A 19,553-nucleotide genomic window follows, 5' to 3' on the forward strand; every position below is an offset into this window, starting at 1 on the left:
AGGAGGGAATTATGGGGTTCGATTATATCCAATATTGGGAGGACAATTATAAAGGCGGGGGCACGTCCGGCCGAGGGTCTTTCGGAGAATTGGCGGATTTCAAGGCGGAGGTCGTCAATGGCGTCATCGCGCAATACGGCTTGAGCCGCGTCGTGGAATTCGGATGCGGCGACGGCAACCAGCTGTCGCTGATGCATTATCCTCACTATCTCGGACTGGATATTTCCCCGACCGCCGTCCAGCTGTGCGCGGAGAAATACGGACGCGACGCGACCAAGAGCTTCATGCTTTACCGGCCCGGCGCGTTCTTCAACCGCGGTTTCTTGGAAACGGATCTGACGGTATGCCTGGACGTGCTCTATCATATTACGGAGGAAGCGGATTACCGGGCGACGCTCCGCGATCTGTTCAGTCCGAAGCCTCGCGTCGTCGTCATATACACGCGGATTACCCGGCAGACGGAACCGCAGGTCGTCGAGACGATCCGGGACCGCGATATTTTTCATTACTTGGCGGAGTTCGAAGATTATTATGTGCATGAACTCATTCCGCAGCGATATAAGGACCAGTCGTCGGCGGATTTCATCATCTTGCGCCGGGCAGGAGACTGAGCTTGCCGCGTAACGAACGTACCGAAGAACGAGCTTGCCGAGGCAAGCTCGTTTTTTTGTCGCTAGCAAGGGCGCGAAAGTGACAAAATTGTCACCTCGCGGCATGCAGCTTCGATGGTTATGGCTATTCCTTCCGGTCTATAGTAGAGATAACGAAAGGGAGGTAGCGCCATGAACGCAGCCGCGATTATACGCACGGAGAACATTTCGAAAGCCTACGGCAAAACGACGGTCTTGAAAAATATCGATTTGACCGTCGAAGCCGGCGAATTTACCGCCGTAATGGGACCTTCCGGTTCCGGCAAATCGACGCTGATGAACGTCTTGTCGACGATCGACCGGTTTACGGCCGGCGACGTTTGGCTGGAAGGGCAGTCCTTGCTAGCGCTGGATAAGAAGGACTTGCGGAGGTTCCGGCAGGAACGGATGGGATTTATTTTTCAAGACTACAATTTGCTGGACATGCTGACCGTGAAGGAGAATATTCTGCTTCCGCTGTCGCTGCGCAGAATGAAGCCGCAGGAGATGGACGCGCGGCTCATGCCGATCGTGGAAGCGTTGAACATCGCCGATTTGCTGGATAAATATCCGAGCGAGCTGTCCGGCGGACAGAAGCAGCGCACGGCATGCGCCCGCGCCATCATTACGAAACCGGCGATCGTGTACGCGGACGAGCCGACAGGAGCGCTGGATTCCAGATCGGCGACGCAATTGCTCGAAGAGCTGTCCGTGTTGAACCGTAAATTCGGCACGACGATTCTGATGGTCACGCATGACGTGTATGCCGCGAGTTACTGCAGCCGGGTCATATTCCTGCGCGACGGGGCGATCGTCAATGAAATGTACCCGGGGGAGCAAAGCCAGCAAGCCTTCTACAATCGCATTCTGGAAACGCAGAGCTTGCTGGGAGGAAAGCTGAGATGACGCTGCTCGAGTTGTCCTTGAAGAACGTTCGGCGAAACCTCGGTCTGTACACGATTTACGGCATTTCCATGGTCATCGGCATCATGATTTTCTTCTCGTTCTCGTCCGTCATGTACAATCCCGACATTCTGGATGCGCTGGAGAACGCGCAGAACTTCCAAACCGGCTTCCTGATCGGTTCGTCGGTCATCGTGCTGTTCGTCGTCTTGTTTATTCTCTATGCCAATTCCTTCTTCATCCGTCAGCGGAAGAAAGAGCTCGGCATGTATATGCTGTACGGCATGAAAGAGCGCCATCTGCTGCTCATGCTGCTGTACGAGACGCTGGCGCTTGGCGCTGCGGCGCTTCTTGCGGGCGGGTTATTAGGCGGCTTGCTGTCCAAGATTTTCGGCGCGCTGCTGATGAATCTCATGAAATACGATCAAGCGATCTCGCTCGACTATCCGGTGCAGGCAATCATCGCCACGCTTGCGGTGTTCGTCGTGCTGATCGCTGCCGCCGCGATCCAGAGCTACCTGTTGATCGCTCGCGTGCAGCTGGTCGACCTCTTCCGCGCGAAGGAGATAACGGAGAAGCCGATCCGGACATCGGCCGTGCTTGCCGTGCTCGCAGTCCTGTTGCTGGGCACGTCGCTCTTCATCGTCGGAAGCGGCAAGCAATCCGCCTTCTGGTCGGATCATGCCGGCGCATCCTTAATTTATTGCTCGATCGGCATCGTCGCGGGCACGTACTTGTTCTTCCGCCAATTCGCCGGCTGGCTGCTGCAGCAATGGAGCCGAAGCAAGCGGTATTACGGCGGCAATACGACGCTGTGGACCTCGTCGATCCGGTTTCAAATTCGCGGCAATACGTTGAATTTGACGTTTATATCCTTATTCAGCACGATGCTCATCCTGCTCATGTGCTTCGTATCGATCAATTATTCCGTTCAATTCGAGGCGGTCGGCCGCAATCTTCCGAATGATCTTGCGTACGAGTCGAAGAGCGCCGCCGTCGATAGCGAAGTGAAGAAGGCGATCGAGGCTTCTGATCATGGCATATTGACCAGCCGCACATTGGAGCTGCTGCGCTCCGAACCGGTGACGGATCCTGCGATCGCGTTCGAGAATCCGGAATATTACGCGCCCGGCGTGCTGCTCGTGTCGGCTGCGGATTATAATGCCGTCGTCGCGGCGCGCGGCGATAAGCAGCAGGTCAGCCTAAGCGGCGATGAAGCGGTATCCCTCTCGCAAGGCATGGATTTTCCGGAAGCGCTGCCCGGATCGGGCGCAGCGTTCCAAGTCCGCGTGCTGTCGGATGGGGCGAGTAAATCGCATGAATCGAATGGATCGAATGCGTCAACTAAAGAATCGAAAGCGTCAAATGAATCGCATGCAGCAACGTTCAAGGTCGTGGAGAAGAAAGACTACGCGCTGCTGGGCTGGTCGACGGATCCCGTCACATCGATGGTCAAGAAGCCTGCCGTGCTTGTCATCGCTGACGGGGAATATGACCGATTGAGCCAGGAGAGCCAGGCTTCAGCTTCTAACTCAGCTTCGATCTCGACGTTTCGAATCTATAACCTTGCGGACGCCGCCAACGCAGAAGCGCTGTCGCGGGAGCTCCACGCCATCGTGACCGGACAGTCCGACACGTATTATTCGTCCTTCGCCGACGTGTATTCCAGGCAGATCGAAGGCTCGTCGCTGCTGTTGTTCTCCAGCGCCTTCCTCGCGCTGATCGCGCTGTTCTCCTTGGCCAGCGTCATCTATTTCAAGCAGCTGCGGGAAGCGACGGAAGCTCGCCGGCAGTATGCGATCCTCCGCAAGCTGGGCGTCGGCCGGAGGGAAATGATGAGCGTCATTCGCAAGCAGCTGCTGTTCGTGTTCGCGCTGCCGCTCCTGCCGGGTTTGTTGAGCAGCTGGCTTATTATTAAGACGTACATCTTGGACTCCGTGCAGGATTTTCCGAATTTGAAGGGGATGGTATGGGGCATTATGGCGTTGTACTTCTTGATTTATGCCGGGTTCTATCTTGTTTCCACGAATATATATTATCGGATCGCCAATCGGACGGCGTAATGACGACAGCCCCGGTGACTGAATTCAGTCGCCGGGGCTGCTGCGTTCATTGCTGCTGCCGTCGCTGCCGAAGGGCGCATGCTGCAGCGTCTCGCGGTAAGGATCGTGGCTTCTTGGAAAATGCACGGTCATTTCGGTGAAGCGGCCGGCTTCGGAGACGCATGTGATGTAATGGCCAAGCCGCTTCGACAACTCTTGCGCCAGATATAGCCCCATGCCGGTCGACTTCATATGAATGCGGCCGTTCGTTCCGGTGAACCCCCGATTGAAGATGCGCGGCAGATCGCGGGGTTCGATGCCGATGCCGGTGTCCCGCACGATAAGCAGCTTTTCCCGGTCGTTCGTTCGCGCGGCGATGCTGATTTCCCCTTGCGCGGGCGTGTATTTCAAGCCGTTGGACAGCAGCTGGCCGATAATGTAGTACAGCCACTTGGAGTCGCTTTGCACGATCGTGGAACCGATGTCCAGCGACAGCCGGATTTTTTTGGCGATGAACGCTTTGGAACTGCTCTTCACGGCAGCCTTGACTAGGGGCTCCAAGTCGCAATTGACGAGCTCGTAGTCTTGGTTGAAACTATCCAATTTCGCATAGTACAGCGCTTGATCGACATACTGCTCGATACGGGTGACCTGCTCCTCGAGGCTGCGCGCGTCGACTTCGGTCTGCTGCATGAGGCGGATGACGGAGATCGGCGTCTTCACTTCGTGGAACCAGGACACGATGAAATCATAATACTCCTTCTGCCTCGCATGCACCTCGTTCAGCGCCCGGATATGCGCGCGTTCCATCTCTTGAATGACTTGCTGGCAAGCCTCGGCTTCGAGCGACAACGGCTCGCCGTCTTCTTCGCGCATCATGCGGATCGCAAGCGTGTTCCGATAGTAGCGGTATCCGAAGAAGGCGGCCATGAGCAGCAGCTGCAGCACGAGCAGGTAGATCAGATTCTCGGCATGCAGCCGGTTGCCCGGTTCCGTGTACCCGATCAGCATGACCAAGCCGAAGGTCGCCGCGCAGAGCAGCATGTAGGATCGTTCGTATTTCAGGAAACGCCACAGCTTCATTCCACGATATACCCCATTCCTTTGCGGGTCGCGATGAACGAATCCAGACCGAGATCGGCGATTTTGCGCCGCAGCCGGTTGACGTTCACGGTCAGCGTATTGTCGTCGATGAACTGCTCGTCATGCCATAATGCCTGCATAAGGTCCTCGCGGGAAACGATGATGCCGGTCTTCCGCATGAGCACGCCGAGAATGATGAATTCGTTCCGCGACAGCTCGGAGCTTCGTCCGTCGTAGTCGGCGGTCGAGTTGGCGAGGTTCAGCTGCAAGCCGCGGTGCCGGAGCTGCAGGCTTTCTTCCTGGTACGTATAATTGCGGCGCAGCAGCGCGGTTACTTTGGCCACGAGAATTTCCAGATCGAACGGCTTCTGCACGAAATCATCGCCGCCCATGTTGATGGCCATCACGATATCCATATTCTGATTGCGGGAGGATAGGAAAATAATCGGGACATTGGAGACGGCGCGGATTTGTCTGCACCAATAAAAACCGTCGAATACGGGCAGGTTGATATCGAGCAAAATCAGATGGGGACGATGGGTTTCGAATTCGCCCAGCACATGGCCGAAATCAGCCAGTTCGACGACTTCGTACTGCCATTTGCGCAGCGTTCCCGCCACGATGCCGCGGATGTCCGCGTCGTCTTCGATAAGCATGATTCGGAACAAAAGGTTACGACCTCCTTCGTTGATGCCAGGCTGCTGGATGCTTGTTCCAGTATATCATGCCGGGCGAAGCGGTGAACGCTTGCCGATCTCATCGCGCAAACCCTGCAGAAACAGACGCAAGGGAGCGGCAACGTAATCCGTACTTCTCGGCTGCAGGATGCCGACGGGAATCTCCGGCGTCTCCAGTTGAACCGGCAGGCGAACGACGCCGACGGGGAGCGCCGTGGATTCCAGAACGGCCCCGATGGCGGGTATCTCCCGGATCATGGCGGGAATGGATGCGATTCGGCTGACGGTATGGGTGAAAGGCGAAGCCTCGATGCGCGAGAACGCCCGCTGGACCTTCAAGTGATACAAGCAGGTTTTGCCTCCAAGAATCAAAGGATGGTCGTTAAGTGCGGCAAGAGGAAGCGCAGAATCCGCTGCGGCCATGCTTGCAAGCGGATGATCGGCTGCCGCGATGAACGATACTCTCTCGTTGTACAGCGGACTGAACGATAAGCCTGCTGTGTCTGCAGGTTCGCCGCATACGGCCGCATGAATCGTTTGCCTGCGAACGTCCTCGGCGAGCGTATCCGTATTGCCGATCGTGAAATGACCGGAAATGTTCGGTTTGAGCCCGCCGAAATTACGCATAACCGCAGGCAGCACGCCTTCGGCCAGCGGCTCGATCAACCCGATGCGCAGCTCGCCGATTTCTTCCTGCCGCAGCGCCTTGGCTTGCTCGATGACATACTGCCAATGCGCGATCAGTTTATCGACTTCGTCGGCGTAGCGCCGCCCGGCTTCCGTCAGCTCCGCGTCCCATCCTCGCGTGAACAACTGCAGGCCAAGCTCTTTCTCCAATCGCTGGACTTGGTTCGTCACCGTCGATTGGGCGTAATTCAGCACGGCGGCCGCCTTGGAGAACGTGCCTTCCCGGACGATCGTCCGGAACGTTATTAATTCTTTCAAATCCATGGTTGTCAACTCCATCGATAATATCGAATGTGATTATGATTATTATCCATTATACAGATGAAGATGACGGCATTACAATGTTCCTATCCACTTATTAAGGAGTGAGGAACATGCCTTTCATTCGTGTCAGTTACTTGGAGGAGCACTATCGGGAAGAGCAGCTTGCCGGTATCGCGAGGACGATCATGACAGCCTTGCAGGAGGAGTTCGACGTGCCGGACGAGGATTATTTTCAAGTGTATCACGGTCATAAGCGGGGCGAGTTTCAATACAGCCGCAATTATTTGCAGGTGAGCCGCAGCGACGGTCTGGTATTCGTCCAGATTACGCTCGCATCAGGCCGAAGCACGGAGAAGAAGCAGCGTTTCTACCGAGAATTGGCCGCACTCCTGCAAGCGGAATGCGGCATTCGCGAAGAGGATGTATTCGTCGTGCTCGTCGAGACGGGATTGGAGAATTGGTCGTTCGGCAACGGAGTGGCGCAAATGATTGAGATCGATGAACGCATACGCTGAGTTTGCGATCATCCTCACTGACTTTCAATTCCATCGGACGCTCAATTCCATCCCATACGCGACTTTAATCCGGTGATCTGGGCGATATGATGCCGTCCGTGCCATGCGAATCGCTCCACGGCTTGGGCGAGCGTCATGACGCCGTGCTTCGGGCTGGTGAACGTCCGGCGGAATTGCGCAGGGGTTTGGAGCAGGTCTTGCAGCAGGTCGAGGAACCTCCGGTGCAGCGCACCCAGCATCGCCAGCGATACTTCCGCAGGCGTCACCCGATAGTCGGCCAATTCCGCAAAAGCATCTTCGCGAAACGTGCTTGCTTGCGGCTCGTCTTCAGTCAGCGCTCGTTTGAAACGGAAATACGCGTTGAGGTCTGTGTCGGCCAAATGATGGACGACTTGCAGCACGGTCCAGCCCCCGGGACGATAGGGCGTCAGGAGCTGCGCCATCGTGAGCTTCTCCACCTCGGAGCGAAGCGTTGCGGCAATGCCGCCAATGTCCATTATCCAGCGTTCGAGGTCTTCTGTCGTCGGATTAGCGGCGGGAACCAATCGTCCGAGCGGGTAACGCATGCGATCCTCTTCCATGGCGAATCACGTCCTTTATCAGGTATAGGTCAGCGCTTGCTTCCATCCGTTCTTGTGCCTTATTGCTCTAATTCCATCTGCTCTAGTTCCATCTGCTCTAGTTCCGGCTCTTATAGTTTCTTCGGAAGCAGCGCGAAACCCTTTCAAATGAATATTATCGCGACCCGATTATAAGGAGGCAATTAGGATGCATCGACTAATCCCTGGCACTGCACGCACGTGCTTCGGCGAGACGGCGCCGGAATTCGTCCGGTATTCGGAGGAGGTGCTCTTCGGCGACGTCTGGCGGCGGGAAGAACTTTCTCTTCGGGACAGAAGCTTAATAACGGTATCGGCTCTCGTCGCGGCCGGGCAAACCGGACAGCTGCCTTATCATCTGCGATTGGCGCGGGACAACGGTCTGTCGGAGGAAGAACTGGCGGAAGCGATCACGCATCTGGCGTTCTATGCAGGCTGGCCGCGGGCCGCGTCGGCGCTGGAAGTCGCCCGGACCGTATTCCCCAAACCAGCTAGTGACGAGTAAGGTGCTATTCGTAAGCCCTCAAACGAATAATGATTAACCCGCAAGCCGCGTCCATTGGACGCGGTTTATTGATTCGGGCGGCGAAATTGACGCGGGGCAGACAGTGCGCCTCAAGCATCCAGACGAGAGTGCCGTTCAGAACGGTTATTCGCTTGGAACGGCATGCACGTCTCGGCGCTGTACGTGGTTTCGGCGTCGGCGGCCGGAGAAGCCGACAAGTCCCGCCGCCAGGCCGATCAGCAGCACGACGGCGGCCAGCCATGGATGGAAGCGCAAGGTCGAGGCGCCGGCCAGCATCGCGCCGCCGGCTCCGGCGCCTGCCGCAAGGCCAAGATGAATAACCGATGTATTCAAGCTTAGGATCAGGTTCGCTGATTGAGGGGCTTGCTGGATAAAATAGCTTTGGATCGCCGGTCCGACCGCGAACATGCCGAACACGACGACGGCCAAGAGCAGGACGCCGGCGATGACCGTTCCGGTGAATACCGGGAGCAATGCGAGCGCGGCAATATGAACCGCGATTCCCGCGATAATCATGCGGGCCGCGCCCCATCGGTCAACGACGTAGCCGCCGATACGCGAGGCGATCGCTCCGACCACGCCGAAGACGAGCATCATGGCGCTGACGCCGGAGATGCTGAAATGCAGGATTTGCTGCAGAAATGACGACATATACGTAAAGAGGACGGAGTTGCCGGATTCCCTGAAGAAGGTTAACACGAGCGCGCTGATCACGACCGTGTTCCCAAGCGCCTTGAACTGTTTGCGGAACGGAATCGGAGCGTCTCCTTCGATCTCGGGCAGCAGGCGGTAGAGCAGGATCGCGAATACGATGCTGACGATGCCGAGCAGCAGGAAGATCGCCTGCCAGCTGTAGCGTTCCGCGACGGCGATTCCGATCGGAACGCCGAGAATCATTGCGCTGCTGAAGCCCAGTACGATCGTGCCGATGGCGCTGCCGAGTTTCTCCGCCGGGACGATTCGCGCCGCCGCCCCGAATGCGATGACGAGGTAGACGCCGGAACTGATGCCGAGCACGATACGGGATAGCATCAGCATTTCGATCGAGGTGCTCGCGCTGGACGCGAAGCTGCCGATGATGAACAACACGAGCGCGGCAGCCAGCACTTTGCGGCGTTCGACCCGCGAGGTGAGGGAGACGATGATCGGCGTGCCGATGGCGAAAGCGGCCGAATAGGCGGTAATCAGCAAGCCGGCCGTGGCAAGCGATATCCTTAAGTCGGCAGCGATGATATTCAAGATCCCGGAGACGACCAATTCCGAGGTGGCCGTGAAGAAGGCGCCGAAGGCTAGCGCGTAAACGGTGAAACGGTAATTGTTTTTCATGACAATCATTCCCTTCATTGGTTATGTCAGAGTACCCTTGGATGTAGTATAATAGAGGTACTAACAATAAGTAAGAAGGCAAAAGATTTGGATATAATCCAACTATTTTGACTAACTAACTAAAAGTAAGTTAGTTGATGAAGGAGGGCTTAGATATGGAATCGCTAGCCGGAGTGAAACTGCGCAAGCTTGCACATCAGCGTGAGGGTGCTGAAGGGCATCCGGATACGGTGGCGCATACGGCCACTGGAATTCAGGAGCAGCATACGAGTGATCTAGACCCGGAGCTACAGCCACTGCCGCACTCGCAGCCACAGTCGTCGCGTTCCACCAACATTTGTTCCGTTCTGGAAATTTTGGGCGCCAAATGGGCGTTTCTCGTCATTGCCGAGCTGTCCGCTGGACCGAGACGATTCGCGCAATTGAACCGGGATCTGGCGATCGTACGGACGCAATCGCTCACGGATGTGCTGCGCCACTTGGAGCGGAGCGGGATCGTGAACCGGCAAGTGTTTCCGACGGTCCCGGTGACGGTGGAATATTCGCTGACGGCGAAGGGCAAGGGGTTTCAGGACGCGCTGAAAGAAATGGAGAAATGGGCAGTCCGATGGGGAGAAGGCAAGAACGACGATCCCGGAGTGATTGGCGGCTAATTGCGTTGGATCTATCGCTTATACGTCCATGCAGTTCTATCGTTATAGAGTCTCATCGATTCCATAGGAACGGGCCAGGTTGACACCGGGCTTCATCCCGTTGGACGCGTAGAGGCTTTTTTTAATGGAGCCATTAAGGTTAGAGAAGATTGTGTGCATTGGAATTAATAAAATTAACACGATAATTAAAAATATCAATTTAATTGACTTGAAAATTGAATAAATTGATTTATAATTAAATCAAAGGAAAGGAGCCGCGTATGAAATATCCCATCCTCACGCAGTGTCCCGTATGCGAACATCCGCTGCATGCCGTCAAGCTGGAATGCGGGCATTGCCGGACGACGATCGAGAATGATTTTGAATTATCGAAGCTGGCGCTGCTCTCTCCCGAACAGCTCCATTTCGTAACGACCTTTCTAGTGAACAGAGGCAACATCAAGGAAGTGGAGAAAGAGCTCGGGATTTCTTACCCTACGGTGCGCGGCAAGCTTAACGAGATCATTACGGCTCTCGGCTACGATACGCAGAAGAAACCGGAAGTGGATAAGAAGAAGGTCATAGCCATGCTGGAGAATGGCGAAATCACCGCGGATGAAGCGGTCAAAATGTTGAAGGACGAATAGGGGGAAGCAGCGATGAAAGAAGAAATCGGCAAAGTGCTGTCCATGATGCAGGAAGGCAGAATCGATGCAGACAAGGCTTCCGAATTGATTCATGCGCTGAAGGAGACGCAGCCGGGTACTGCCTCGCATGCCGCACAGGGGCTCGGGCAATCCGGCTATTCGAAGAACCAGGATTCGGCATCCGGCGGATACTTAAACAAAACGTTGAAATTACGGATCACGTCCCAAGATAACGATAATATCAGCATTAATTTGCCGATTCGACTGGTGAAGGCCATTCTCGGAGCGGGGCACAGCGTCGCGGCCCAAATTCCGCAGGCTGCGAAATACGTGAAGGATATCGATATCGACATGCTGATCTCTGCGATCGAGAATGAGCTTGACGGGCAAATCGTCGATATTCGCTCCGGTGACAAGGATACCATCACCGTCGTGATCGAGTGATAGACCATGATCATCGTGAAGCTGAAGAGCAGGGAGCATTCTTTTACGATTCCGGTCCCTTATGCCTTAGTGCGCATGGCGAGCGGAATCGTAACTTCCGGTTTAGCCCAGCGCACTATGAGAGGCTGGCTGAACAGGCACGGCGGACATGCGGGCGGACACGCGATCCGGGAACCGGATTCCGATCCGGACTGGAGCCAATTCGGATTTGAACAGGTGCTGTCGATGCTCGAGAGTCGAAGCACAAGGCAGGCGATCAGGCAGCTCATCAAGGAGCTGCGGCGCTGCAAAGGGACGGTTCTGGTCGATATCAAGGCACAGGACGGTTCGGAAGTGCTGATCAGGTTGTAGGTGTAGGTAAGCGGTCAACTCCGGACATTCGTTTGATGCCAAGAGAATCGTTCCGCTGCCAAGTGGAGGAGGCAATTCATTCGCTATTTTTCCCAAAATGTCCGATGTCCTTATAATTTGCGCCCTGTATGTCTGCGATATTATGTCGCCAGGCATATTCGGCGTTTCAACACGGTACTTCAGTTGCGAGTTGATTTTAAGTGTGCTAAAATTAGCACATTAATACACACAGAGAGGCGCATCCAATAAACGATGGCTCAATTGAAACGGTTTGGTTTGGGACTTCAAGCGCTGATCGTGCTGGCGACCAATGATGATTTACGTTCCAGCGCGGAGATCGCGGAGCAAATTCGATGCGAGCCGACCGCGCTTCGCAAAATACTCGCGCAGCTCGGCGATGCCGGTATCGTCGAGGTAAGGCAGGGCCGCTCGGGCGGCTACGAGCTGACTCGTTCCCCGGAAGCGATCACCTTATTCGAGGTGTACACTTCCCTGCATGACGAACAGCCGGTATGGGACCGGATGCTCGATACGACGGGCGATCACGGTTTCGGCCAGCGGGTGAACGAGTCGTTCCAGACCATCATGTCCGAAATCAATATACAAGTCACGAAGGTGCTGGGCAACTTTACCGTGGCGGACTTGATGAAAAGCTAAATTTTTTTTGGCTTAAATGTGCAAATAATTGCTCATATTATGCGCTTTCATAGAAACCGGCATGAAATGGCATTCTGTAGAAGAAGCGAGGAGATAGTTATGGGTACACGCAAGCCGATTCGACTCGGCGCCGTTGCGTTGACGATTGTCCTGTCGGTGGTCGGCGGACTGCTGTTCAAACTGATTCAAATTCCGATTCCTTGGCTGCTCGGGCCCATGATCGCCATGCTTATCGGCAACAATGTGGTCGCGGACCGATTCGTCTGGCCGCCGCAGCTGCGGAATGCGGCGCTCATTATCGTCGGGTACACGATCGGGCTGTCGCTGACGGCGGCGGCATTAAAGGAAATGGCGCACGAGCTGCCCTATATGCTGCTGATGGCGGTGCTGCTGCTGGCCTATTGCGTGGGAATCGCCTATGTCGTATCGCGGTTTTCCGGCATGGGGTTTCGTACCGCGCTGCTGGGCAGCATTCCGGGCGGCTTGACGCAAGTCATTATCTTGGCCGAAGAGACGGAAGGCATTAACATTACGGCGGTGACGTTCACGCAGGTCACAAGACTGATGATGATCGTCATTTGCGTGCCGCTTATCGTATTCAGTCCGATTCTGGGCCAGGTGAAGGACGCTTCGGCTTCGGCCGCGGCTGCCGTCTCCGCCGTGGCGCCCAGCTGGGGCGGGCTGTTCCCGAACATTCTTGTGTTCGCGGTCGTCTCCGTCGTATGCGCCATCATCGGCAATCGCATTAAACTGCCGACCGCTTATTTGCTCGGACCTGCGATCGGCACGGCGATCGTGCAGTTGTGCGGCCTTCATGGTCCGGCGCTGCCCGGAGCATTGACGCAAATGGCGCAGCTGATGATCGGGACGTATGTAGGGCTGATGCTGAGACCGAGACAATTGCCGAATATGGTGCGCAACTTTACGCTTGCCATCGTCAGCGGGCTGCTGCTTATAGCCGGCGCGCTCGGAATGGCAGTGCTGCTGTCCGTGCTGCAGCCGATGTCCGAAGCGACGGGCTTGCTCAGCCTCGCGCCGGGCGGCATGGATCAGATGGGCATCATCGCCCATGAAATTCATGCGGATTTACCGATCGTGGCCGGGTATCAGCTGTTCCGGATGTTCTTTATTTTCTTCCTCGTGCCGCCGCTGCTGCGAATCGTGCTTCGCAAGCAGCCCCGGGGCGAGGGACGGCGGGGAGCCGCCTAAATCATACATGTGGAGGTTAAATCATGGAAGCATTGAACGTCAATTTCGACAAAACGGCACTCGTTATTATCGACTTGCAGAAGGGCATTGTCGGCATGTCGCCGAAAGGGCCGGAGATCGTTTCGCACACGGTGCGGCTGGTCGAACAGTTCCGCAAGCAGAACGGATTCATCACCTTCGTCAAAGTGGATTTCCTGGATGGAAAGGATGCGCTGAAGCCGGCTACGGATATGGAACCGCGGGCAGGCGGCTATCCCGAAGGCTGGGCGGAATTCGCGCCTGAACTTGGCGTCGGCGCACAGGATCATGTCGTAACGAAGCGTCAGTGGGGCGCGTTCTTCGGAACGGATCTCGATCTCCAGCTTCGCCGCCGCGGCATCGATACCATCGTCCTATGCGGCATTTCGACGAATATCGGCGTCGAGTCGACGGCTCGCGAAGCGTACCAATTGGGCTATAACCAAATTTTTATTACGGATGCGATGACGGCGATGAGTCAAGCGGAGCATGACGGGACATGCACGTATATTTTCCCGCGCATCGGCAAGCTGAGAACGACGGCATCGTTCGTGGAAGACGTAGCTGGCAAGTAAGCGAAGCATCGATGAGGAGGAGCGGCTCGCCGGAAACGGCGGGCTGTTTTTTGTCGTTACGGCAGGAGGAAATCGGGCAGAGGTGCTCGGCACACCACGTACGTGGAAGCGAGCGCCGCTGTGCTGGGTACTGCACGAACGTGGAAGTGCGCGAAGCTGTGCGCGGCAAACCACGCACGTGGAAGTGCGCGAAGCTGTGCGCGGCAAACCACGCACGCGGAAGCGAGAGCAGCTGTGCGCGGCAAACCACGGCACGTGGAAGCGTGGGCAGCTGTGCGCGGCAAACCACGGCACGCGGAAGCGAGAGCAGCTGTGCGCGGCAAGCCACGCACGTGGAAGCGAGAGCAGCTGTGCGCGGCAAACCACGCATGTGGAAGCGCGGGCAGCTGTGCGCGGCAAACCACGGCACGCGGAAGCGAGCGCCGCTGTGCGCGGCAAACCACGCACGCGGAAGCGCGAGCAGCTGTGCGCGGCACACCACCACAGCAGCTCCGAGCCCCACGGAATCCCCGTTTGTTGTCCAGAGTCGCTTGCCGAAATAAAATTTGCTCATTTAACGAATCGTATCACGCTTATTTTCATGAAAATGGCTTCAGAAAAATTCTAACGAACTCCAGCGGCGTTAATGGTATGTGAATGAGCGCAAATAGGAGGGAATTCGCCGATTTCAAAGAAATAGCGTCTCTGAGATTCGTTAGAAAATAAAAGAGGCAGAATATGCCCAAATAAGGCTGGCTGAGTTCGTTAGGAAGAAGTACGGGGCTGATATACACCTTACCCCGCGCTGCCCGGAGTAGTTGGAAGAACCTCCGCAAACCCGCGAAGCCCGCAGCAGGAGGAATCACATCCGTAAACCCGCGCTGCTCGGAGTAGGTGGCAAACCTTCCGCAAACCCGCACGGACCGAAGTAAGTGGCAACCCCTCCGCAAACCCGCGAAGCCCGCAGCAGGAGGAATCACATCCGTAAACCCACGCGGCTCGAAGTAGGTGGCAAACCTTCCACAAACCCGCACGGGCCGAAGTAAGTGGCAGCCCCTCCGCAAACCTCCGTGCCCGCAGCAGGAGGAAGCCCCACCGCAAACCTGCGCAGCCTGCAGTAGTTGGAAGCCCCTCCGCAAATCCGCGCGGCTCGCAGTAGTTGGAAGCCCTGCGCAAACCCCCGCGCCCGCAGCAGGAGGCAGCCCCTCCGCAAACCTCCGTGCCCGCAGCAGGAGGAAGCCCCACCGCAAACCTGCGCAGCCTGCAGTAGTTGGAAGCCCCTCCGCAAATCCGCGCGGCTCGCTGTAGTTGGAAGCCCTGCGCAAACCCCCGCGCCCGCAGCAGGAGGCAGCCCCTCCGCAAACCTCCGTGCCCGCAGCAGGAGGAAGCCCCACCGCAAACCTGCGCAGCCTGCAGTAGTTGGAAGCCCCACCGCAAACCTGCGCAGCCTGTAGTAGTTGGAAGCCATGCGCAAACCAACGCGGCCGAAGTAGTTGGAAACACCTCCACAAACCCGCGCGGCCCGCAGTAAGTGGAAGCCCTGCGCAAACCCCCGCGCCCGCAGCAGGAGGCAGCGCCTCCGCAAACCCCCGCGCCCGCAGCAGGAGGCAGCCCCTCCGCAAACCTCCGTGCTCGCAGTAGTTGGAAGCCATGCGCAAACCAACGCGGCCGAAGTAGTTGGAAACACCTCCACAAACCCGCGCGGCCCTCAGTAAGTGGAAGCCCTCTCCGCAAACTCGCGCGGCCCGCAGTAGTTGAAAGCCCCTCCGCAAACCCCCGCGGCCCGCAGCAGGAGGAAGCCCTCTCCGCAAACCCACACGGCCAGCAGTAGTAGATAGCCCTCCGCAAACCCGCGCTGCCCGCTGGCCGAACTTTCCCCGAATCCATAACCCGTCTCGAAGCAGACGGCGCAGCGCATACTTGAGCAATGCCCATGCGGGATGTCATAATAAAGAGGAGCAGCGGACTCGCTGCCCCTCGCGGCAACGCGGTCAGCGCTGCCGTTGCAAAAGCAAATAACCGCTGATGCTGGACGTTTTTTTGCGGAATACGATTTTGAAGCCGATGTCGTTGTCGAGCAAGCAGGCGAGGGCAGTGACCAGCAGGGTGCCGGGGGCCAAACTGGCCGTGCAGGGCTGGGAGCTGCCGATTACGCGGGAGGAAACGATGCGGCGTGCGGAACCGGATACGAGCGGATTTCTGGACCACGTAATCAGGACTAAATCAGGCTGTAGAACGGCTTTGGTGCGAGCCATAGGAATCACCTCATTCTTTGTTTTACTATAGTAGATGACAAGCAGTGCTAGGATGTGCTACACGAAAGTCCGAGATTGACGTATTGTTTCATAGAAAGGAAGAATGCCAACATGCCCGCCCGCTGTGCTTGGGTCAATGAGGACCCGTTATATATCGATTACCATGACGACGAATGGGGCGTCCCTGTCCACGAGGACCGGAAGTTGTTCGAGCTGCTCGTCTTGGAAGGCGCGCAGGCCGGATTGAGCTGGTATACGGTGCTGAAGAAGCGCGAGAATTACCGAAAGGCGTTCGATGGTTTCGATCCGTCCCTCATCGCCCGTTACGACGAGGACAAGGTAGCGGAGCTGATGAACGACGCCGGGATTATCCGCAACGGCTTGAAGATCCGATCGGCTATCGTGAACGCGCGCTGCATCCTGCAAGTTTGCGAGGAATTCGGCAGCTTCGATGCGTATATCTGGCGGTTCGTCGGCGGCGAGCCGATCCGGAACGACTGGCGGAAAGGCGAAGTTCCGGCGACTACGCCGCAATCGGATGCCATGAGCAAAGATTTGAAGAAGCGCGGGTTCAAATTCGTCGGATCGACGATTTGTTATGCCTATATGCAAGCCTCCGGCATGGTCAACGATCATGCGCAGGATTGCGATTGGCATCATGCGAAGCAAGGATAAAGCAAGGATAAAGACCAAGACATCTGATCGGGAGGCTGACTTATGAGTCAACGTTATCGCATTACGAGAGAGTTCAAAGAACAAGGAGAGGGCACGCAGCCGATTACGCTGGAGGAATGCAAGGCGTATTTTCAGGACAAGCCCGATTTCGCGTATACGAATGTTTTCACCGTGAAAGGGTCCACCACCATGTCCATCGACGGCGACTTCTTCATGTGGAGCTTCGGCGAGGCATTAATCCCGTTCCGGCACTATCAGGGCGACTTGTACGTATCGGGCACCAATGAAGCCGTCATACCGAAAATGGTCGAGGTCGCCAGCGCTCTGGAGGCCGACGTAGCGGAAGGTTAGAACGGAGTGGGATCGCCAAATAAAAAGCAAGAACCGGCCTTTGAGCGGCTGGTTCTCGCTTTTTTTTTGCGTATTGGCGTGTTGCGGCCTGCCAACTTACGGCACGGAAATCATCGGACTATTCGCCGGCATGCGCGGGCAGCAGCGTTTCCGTTAGAAAGCCATCGATCTTCGCGTCGTAAGCCGACCACTGATAGTCGGTGTTCTCGATGACAAGCTTCGGAATGTCCCATGCATCGACGGCCGTACGGACGAAAGCCTGGCTTCTGCTCCAAACCTCGCCGGCCTGCACGAAGTCTTCGTCCGACTGGAAGGAGACCGGACCCCATTCGTTGCCGCGGACGCTGCAGATGAACCGCCACTGTCCTTCGACATCGGTATGATAGTAGTAAATCAAGTGCGGGTTCAAAGGCGCCAGCAGCTGCAGAAGCGAGTCCGTAAGGCCGCGCAGTTGATCGAGATTCATGCCCTGCAGATGCGAAACACTGATCACGTCCTGGAACAAGACGCTCTCGATAATGATGACTTCGTCGGGACCGTTCAATTGCGCTTGCACGAACCTGCTATACCGGTTGACGAGCTGCTGGATGAAGATTTCGGCGCCTGCGGCGGATTGCAGATCCCCATATTGTTCGTTTTGCGGCAGCAGCGGATGGTGTTCCTCCAACTCGAGCAGGCATCTCGTTCGAATGCCTTGCGCAGCGAGCTTGTCATGAATACGGGTTGCCGTCGTCGTTTTGCCCGAGCCGGGAATGCCGTCGACAAGAAGCAAACGTTTCGGCTGGCTTGAGGATGGTGGTGTAGGTTGGTTCTCGGTCATGGCTGGTCGGAAGAGCCTCCTTTGGGTACGATCCTGTTCATAACGTTCGGTATCCGGGGAAGAAATCCTTTCACCGCTCACTCGCCGCCTGCAACTTGCGCGTGCCAAATCCGTCTACAAGGGCAGGGGGATCGACAATGCGAAAATGGTTCATGTTTGCCGGGGTATTGGTCGTGCTTCTGTCCGGCTGCGGAGCAGAGGAGCATACCAACACTGCCGCAACGGGCAATCCCGAGCGGCAAGCAGGCGTACAGCTAAATGAGATGCCAAGCGAGATGCCGGATGATTTCGATTTCAAAGTCAGGTACGGATATGGGATGAAGGACGAGATCGACACCTACGAGAACACAGTGACCAAAGATTTGATCGTGAAAGGGAGCGCGACGGCGGACCTCGTATTTTCCGATAGCGAAATGCGTACGATCTATGCGAAAATGAAAGCGATTAACATCATGCAGTTGAAGGAGCTCAATCCGATTAATCCGGGCTGTGGTCAAATACCTTACGATCAAGCCAGCTGGACGATTACGATTGCCGGGGAAACGAAGACGCTGACCTGGTCGGGGGAGCATTGCAGCTTGACGGCAAGCGCGAAGAAGCTGTTGGAGCTGCAAACGTATATTGCCGGAATCGTCCGCGCCACGGACGCGTACAAAGCGATGCCCGCGGCCGAGGGCGGTTACGATTAAGGCTGGAAAACCGTCATTACTTATCGGAAGGCTAGGTGCATTCATGCAAAATCATGCTGATCCTTACTTGCAGCAAGCGCTGCAGTGGGCTGCGAAAGCCGTCCATCCCGATGCCGAAGCGCTTGCCGCGAGACGGCTTCAAGGCGGGATTTCCTCGCTTGTCTATGAACTGACGCTGCGAGCCGGCGGTGCGGAGCGGGCAGTCGTGATGCGCCTGTTCGATAACGCGGAGTGGCTGGGCAACGAGCCGGATCTTGCCCTTCACGAAGCGGCAGTCTTGCAGCTTGCTGCCAGCAATAACGGCGTGCCGACGCCGGGAATCATCGCGTACGACGAAACAGGCTCCGAAAGCGGCTTGCCGGCCGTACTGATGTCGCGGCTTGCCGGCGAAGTCGACTTGGCGCCGCCGAATATCGCCGGCTGGCTGGACGGTATGGCGCAGGCGCTCGCATCCATTCACGACGTGCCGCCGGGAGCGTTTCCTTGGCGGCATCGACGCTACTGCGACGCATCGAAACTGGACACGTCCCCGTGGTCGCGGTATCCCGAACGATGGCTGGCTGCCGCGGCCATCGTGCTGGGGCCGGAGCCTGAGTCGCCGAAGCGGTTCATACACCGCGATTATCATCCGACGAACATTCTTTGGTCCGGCGGGAAGGTCAGCGGCGTCGTCGATTGGGTGAACGGCTGCATCGGCCCTGCGGGCATCGACGTCGGACATTGCCGCGTGAACCTGGCGCAGCTGCATGGCTTGGAGGCGGCGGATGATTTTCTGAATGCCTATTGCCGGCATGCCGGTGACGCCTATACATACGATCCATACTGGGACATTGTCTCGTTGATCGATTATGCGTTCTGGGAGCCCGAGGTGTACGGCGGCTGGACGGATCTCGGCGTCACCGGCCTGACGGACGCACTGATGGTCGAACGAATGGATCTGTACATGCTGAGTTTGCTGGATCGCGCGGCGGCTTACGCATACTAAGATTTTCGAAGGAGG

General features: G+C 56.6%; 23 protein-coding genes. 16 read left to right on the forward strand and 7 right to left on the reverse strand.

Features of this window, described 5'->3' with window-relative positions; all coding sequences use genetic code 11:
• Nucleotides 1–11 precede the first annotated feature (11 nt).
• The 3 genes from GZH47_RS26835 to GZH47_RS26845 all read left to right on the forward strand — a co-directional run bounded on the left by GZH47_RS26835 (nucleotide 12) and on the right by GZH47_RS26845 (nucleotide 3,595).
• Nucleotides 12–611, forward strand: a complete 600-nt coding sequence (locus GZH47_RS26835; protein WP_162644046.1) for a class I SAM-dependent methyltransferase — start codon at nucleotides 12–14, stop codon at nucleotides 609–611.
• A 171-nt stretch (nucleotides 612–782) separates the two neighbouring features.
• The gene (locus GZH47_RS26840; RefSeq protein WP_162644047.1) at nucleotides 783–1,535 is read left to right on the forward strand and encodes an ABC transporter ATP-binding protein; all 753 of its coding nucleotides are present in this window, start codon (nucleotides 783–785) and stop codon (nucleotides 1,533–1,535) included.
• Entirely contained in the window at nucleotides 1,532–3,595 is a 2,064-nt protein-coding gene (locus GZH47_RS26845) for an FtsX-like permease family protein (RefSeq protein WP_162644048.1), read from the forward strand. The genes GZH47_RS26840 and GZH47_RS26845 overlap by 4 nt, the downstream gene beginning before the upstream one ends.
• Nucleotides 3,596–3,619: 24 nt before the next feature.
• Here GZH47_RS26845 and GZH47_RS26850 read toward each other — a convergent pair whose 3' ends face one another.
• The 3 genes from GZH47_RS26850 to GZH47_RS26860 form a co-directional block, all read right to left on the reverse strand.
• Nucleotides 3,620–4,657, reverse strand: coding sequence for a sensor histidine kinase (locus GZH47_RS26850; protein ID WP_162644049.1), 1,038 nt, complete (start codon nucleotides 4,655–4,657; stop codon nucleotides 3,620–3,622).
• Nucleotides 4,654–5,313, reverse strand: coding sequence for a response regulator transcription factor (locus tag GZH47_RS26855; RefSeq protein ID WP_318653430.1), 660 nt, complete (start codon nucleotides 5,311–5,313; stop codon nucleotides 4,654–4,656). The genes GZH47_RS26850 and GZH47_RS26855 overlap by 4 nt, the downstream gene beginning before the upstream one ends.
• A gap of 66 nt (nucleotides 5,314–5,379) precedes the next feature.
• Nucleotides 5,380–6,285 (reverse strand): LysR family transcriptional regulator, encoded by a 906-nt coding sequence (locus GZH47_RS26860; RefSeq protein ID WP_162644051.1) that lies wholly within the window; start codon nucleotides 6,283–6,285, stop codon nucleotides 5,380–5,382.
• 110 nt (nucleotides 6,286–6,395) lie between these two features.
• On the opposite strand from GZH47_RS26860, the gene GZH47_RS26865 reads away from it, so the two are divergent.
• Nucleotides 6,396–6,800: a tautomerase family protein gene (locus GZH47_RS26865; protein ID WP_162644052.1), complete on the forward strand. Its 405-nt coding sequence runs from the start codon at nucleotides 6,396–6,398 to the stop codon at nucleotides 6,798–6,800.
• Between the two features lie 41 nt (nucleotides 6,801–6,841).
• Here GZH47_RS26865 and GZH47_RS26870 read toward each other — a convergent pair whose 3' ends face one another.
• Nucleotides 6,842–7,381 carry a YfiT family bacillithiol transferase gene (locus GZH47_RS26870; RefSeq protein WP_162644053.1) on the reverse strand — a complete coding sequence of 180 codons (540 nt, stop codon included), beginning with the start codon at nucleotides 7,379–7,381 and terminating at the stop codon, nucleotides 6,842–6,844.
• Between the two features lie 187 nt (nucleotides 7,382–7,568).
• Between GZH47_RS26870 and GZH47_RS26875 the strand changes: the two genes are divergently transcribed.
• Nucleotides 7,569–7,904, forward strand: a complete 336-nt coding sequence (locus tag GZH47_RS26875) for a carboxymuconolactone decarboxylase family protein (protein ID WP_162644054.1) — start codon at nucleotides 7,569–7,571, stop codon at nucleotides 7,902–7,904.
• Nucleotides 7,905–8,048: 144 nt separating this feature from the next.
• Here GZH47_RS26875 and GZH47_RS26880 read toward each other — a convergent pair whose 3' ends face one another.
• Nucleotides 8,049–9,251, reverse strand: a complete 1,203-nt coding sequence (locus GZH47_RS26880) for an MFS transporter (RefSeq protein WP_162644055.1) — start codon at nucleotides 9,249–9,251, stop codon at nucleotides 8,049–8,051.
• Nucleotides 9,252–9,547: 296 nt separating this feature from the next.
• Between GZH47_RS26880 and GZH47_RS26885 the strand changes: the two genes are divergently transcribed.
• From GZH47_RS26885 to GZH47_RS26915, 7 genes are all read left to right on the forward strand, one after another.
• Nucleotides 9,548–9,904 (forward strand): winged helix-turn-helix transcriptional regulator, encoded by a 357-nt coding sequence (locus GZH47_RS26885; protein ID WP_225446591.1) that lies wholly within the window; start codon nucleotides 9,548–9,550, stop codon nucleotides 9,902–9,904.
• A gap of 260 nt (nucleotides 9,905–10,164) precedes the next feature.
• Nucleotides 10,165–10,530: a DUF2089 domain-containing protein gene (locus GZH47_RS26890; protein WP_162644057.1), complete on the forward strand. Its 366-nt coding sequence runs from the start codon at nucleotides 10,165–10,167 to the stop codon at nucleotides 10,528–10,530.
• Between the two features lie 12 nt (nucleotides 10,531–10,542).
• Complete coding sequence (locus tag GZH47_RS26895) at nucleotides 10,543–10,974, forward strand: hypothetical protein (protein WP_162644058.1); 432 nt, start codon at nucleotides 10,543–10,545, stop codon at nucleotides 10,972–10,974.
• A 6-nt stretch (nucleotides 10,975–10,980) separates the two neighbouring features.
• The gene (locus GZH47_RS26900; protein ID WP_162644059.1) at nucleotides 10,981–11,325 is read left to right on the forward strand and encodes a hypothetical protein; all 345 of its coding nucleotides are present in this window, start codon (nucleotides 10,981–10,983) and stop codon (nucleotides 11,323–11,325) included.
• A gap of 252 nt (nucleotides 11,326–11,577) precedes the next feature.
• The gene (locus tag GZH47_RS26905) at nucleotides 11,578–11,982 is read left to right on the forward strand and encodes an Rrf2 family transcriptional regulator (protein ID WP_162644060.1); all 405 of its coding nucleotides are present in this window, start codon (nucleotides 11,578–11,580) and stop codon (nucleotides 11,980–11,982) included.
• Nucleotides 11,983–12,081: 99 nt separating this feature from the next.
• Complete coding sequence (locus GZH47_RS26910) at nucleotides 12,082–13,191, forward strand: AbrB family transcriptional regulator (protein WP_162644061.1); 1,110 nt, start codon at nucleotides 12,082–12,084, stop codon at nucleotides 13,189–13,191.
• A 23-nt stretch (nucleotides 13,192–13,214) separates the two neighbouring features.
• Entirely contained in the window at nucleotides 13,215–13,784 is a 570-nt protein-coding gene (locus GZH47_RS26915; protein ID WP_162644062.1) for an isochorismatase family protein, read from the forward strand.
• Between the two features lie 1,970 nt (nucleotides 13,785–15,754).
• Here GZH47_RS26915 and GZH47_RS26920 read toward each other — a convergent pair.
• Nucleotides 15,755–16,018, reverse strand: a complete 264-nt coding sequence (locus GZH47_RS26920) for a hypothetical protein (RefSeq protein WP_162644063.1) — start codon at nucleotides 16,016–16,018, stop codon at nucleotides 15,755–15,757.
• A 111-nt stretch (nucleotides 16,019–16,129) separates the two neighbouring features.
• On the opposite strand from GZH47_RS26920, the gene GZH47_RS26925 reads away from it, so the two are divergent.
• Both GZH47_RS26925 and GZH47_RS26930 read left to right on the forward strand, forming a co-directional pair.
• Nucleotides 16,130–16,693 carry a DNA-3-methyladenine glycosylase I gene (locus tag GZH47_RS26925; protein WP_162644064.1) on the forward strand — a complete coding sequence of 188 codons (564 nt, stop codon included), beginning with the start codon at nucleotides 16,130–16,132 and terminating at the stop codon, nucleotides 16,691–16,693.
• A 42-nt stretch (nucleotides 16,694–16,735) separates the two neighbouring features.
• A complete protein-coding gene (locus GZH47_RS26930) occupies nucleotides 16,736–17,044 on the forward strand; it encodes a hypothetical protein (RefSeq protein WP_162644065.1) in 309 nt (102 codons plus the stop codon).
• Nucleotides 17,045–17,162: 118 nt separating this feature from the next.
• Here GZH47_RS26930 and GZH47_RS26935 read toward each other — a convergent pair whose 3' ends face one another.
• Nucleotides 17,163–17,864, reverse strand: a complete 702-nt coding sequence (locus GZH47_RS26935) for a P-loop NTPase family protein (protein WP_162644066.1) — start codon at nucleotides 17,862–17,864, stop codon at nucleotides 17,163–17,165.
• Between the two features lie 137 nt (nucleotides 17,865–18,001).
• Between GZH47_RS26935 and GZH47_RS26940 the strand changes: the two genes are divergently transcribed.
• Together GZH47_RS26940 and GZH47_RS26945 are read left to right on the forward strand one after the other, a co-directional pair.
• A complete protein-coding gene (locus GZH47_RS26940; protein WP_162644067.1) occupies nucleotides 18,002–18,553 on the forward strand; it encodes a hypothetical protein in 552 nt (183 codons plus the stop codon).
• Between the two features lie 43 nt (nucleotides 18,554–18,596).
• Nucleotides 18,597–19,538, forward strand: coding sequence for a phosphotransferase family protein (locus GZH47_RS26945; protein ID WP_162644068.1), 942 nt, complete (start codon nucleotides 18,597–18,599; stop codon nucleotides 19,536–19,538).
• The last annotated feature ends 15 nt before the right edge of the window (nucleotides 19,539–19,553 follow it).

The organism is Paenibacillus rhizovicinus (genome assembly GCF_010365285.1).
Classification (GTDB): domain Bacteria; phylum Bacillota; class Bacilli; order Paenibacillales; family Paenibacillaceae; genus Paenibacillus_Z; species Paenibacillus_Z rhizovicinus.

Excerpts from the sequence above, each read along its gene's own strand:
- GZH47_RS26835 (WP_162644046.1), top strand. The coding sequence starts at position 12 with ATGGGGTTCGATTATATCCAATATTGGGAGGACAATTATAAAGGCGGG.
- GZH47_RS26840 (WP_162644047.1), top strand. The coding sequence starts at position 783 with ATGAACGCAGCCGCGATTATACGCACGGAGAACATTTCGAAAGCCTAC.
- GZH47_RS26845 (WP_162644048.1), top strand. The coding sequence starts at position 1,532 with ATGACGCTGCTCGAGTTGTCCTTGAAGAACGTTCGGCGAAACCTCGGT.
- GZH47_RS26850 (WP_162644049.1), bottom strand. The coding sequence starts at position 4,657 with ATGAAGCTGTGGCGTTTCCTGAAATACGAACGATCCTACATGCTGCTC.
- GZH47_RS26855 (WP_318653430.1), bottom strand. The coding sequence starts at position 5,313 with ATGCTTATCGAAGACGACGCGGACATCCGCGGCATCGTGGCGGGAACG.
- GZH47_RS26860 (WP_162644051.1), bottom strand. The coding sequence starts at position 6,285 with ATGGATTTGAAAGAATTAATAACGTTCCGGACGATCGTCCGGGAAGGC.
- GZH47_RS26865 (WP_162644052.1), top strand. The coding sequence starts at position 6,396 with ATGCCTTTCATTCGTGTCAGTTACTTGGAGGAGCACTATCGGGAAGAG.
- GZH47_RS26870 (WP_162644053.1), bottom strand. The coding sequence starts at position 7,381 with ATGGAAGAGGATCGCATGCGTTACCCGCTCGGACGATTGGTTCCCGCC.
- GZH47_RS26875 (WP_162644054.1), top strand. The coding sequence starts at position 7,569 with ATGCATCGACTAATCCCTGGCACTGCACGCACGTGCTTCGGCGAGACG.
- GZH47_RS26880 (WP_162644055.1), bottom strand. The coding sequence starts at position 9,251 with ATGAAAAACAATTACCGTTTCACCGTTTACGCGCTAGCCTTCGGCGCC.
- GZH47_RS26890 (WP_162644057.1), top strand. The coding sequence starts at position 10,165 with ATGAAATATCCCATCCTCACGCAGTGTCCCGTATGCGAACATCCGCTG.
- GZH47_RS26895 (WP_162644058.1), top strand. The coding sequence starts at position 10,543 with ATGAAAGAAGAAATCGGCAAAGTGCTGTCCATGATGCAGGAAGGCAGA.
- GZH47_RS26900 (WP_162644059.1), top strand. The coding sequence starts at position 10,981 with ATGATCATCGTGAAGCTGAAGAGCAGGGAGCATTCTTTTACGATTCCG.
- GZH47_RS26905 (WP_162644060.1), top strand. The coding sequence starts at position 11,578 with ATGGCTCAATTGAAACGGTTTGGTTTGGGACTTCAAGCGCTGATCGTG.
- GZH47_RS26910 (WP_162644061.1), top strand. The coding sequence starts at position 12,082 with ATGGGTACACGCAAGCCGATTCGACTCGGCGCCGTTGCGTTGACGATT.
- GZH47_RS26915 (WP_162644062.1), top strand. The coding sequence starts at position 13,215 with ATGGAAGCATTGAACGTCAATTTCGACAAAACGGCACTCGTTATTATC.
- GZH47_RS26920 (WP_162644063.1), bottom strand. The coding sequence starts at position 16,018 with ATGGCTCGCACCAAAGCCGTTCTACAGCCTGATTTAGTCCTGATTACG.
- GZH47_RS26925 (WP_162644064.1), top strand. The coding sequence starts at position 16,130 with ATGCCCGCCCGCTGTGCTTGGGTCAATGAGGACCCGTTATATATCGAT.
- GZH47_RS26930 (WP_162644065.1), top strand. The coding sequence starts at position 16,736 with ATGAGTCAACGTTATCGCATTACGAGAGAGTTCAAAGAACAAGGAGAG.
- GZH47_RS26935 (WP_162644066.1), bottom strand. The coding sequence starts at position 17,864 with ATGACCGAGAACCAACCTACACCACCATCCTCAAGCCAGCCGAAACGT.
- GZH47_RS26940 (WP_162644067.1), top strand. The coding sequence starts at position 18,002 with ATGCGAAAATGGTTCATGTTTGCCGGGGTATTGGTCGTGCTTCTGTCC.
- GZH47_RS26945 (WP_162644068.1), top strand. The coding sequence starts at position 18,597 with ATGCAAAATCATGCTGATCCTTACTTGCAGCAAGCGCTGCAGTGGGCT.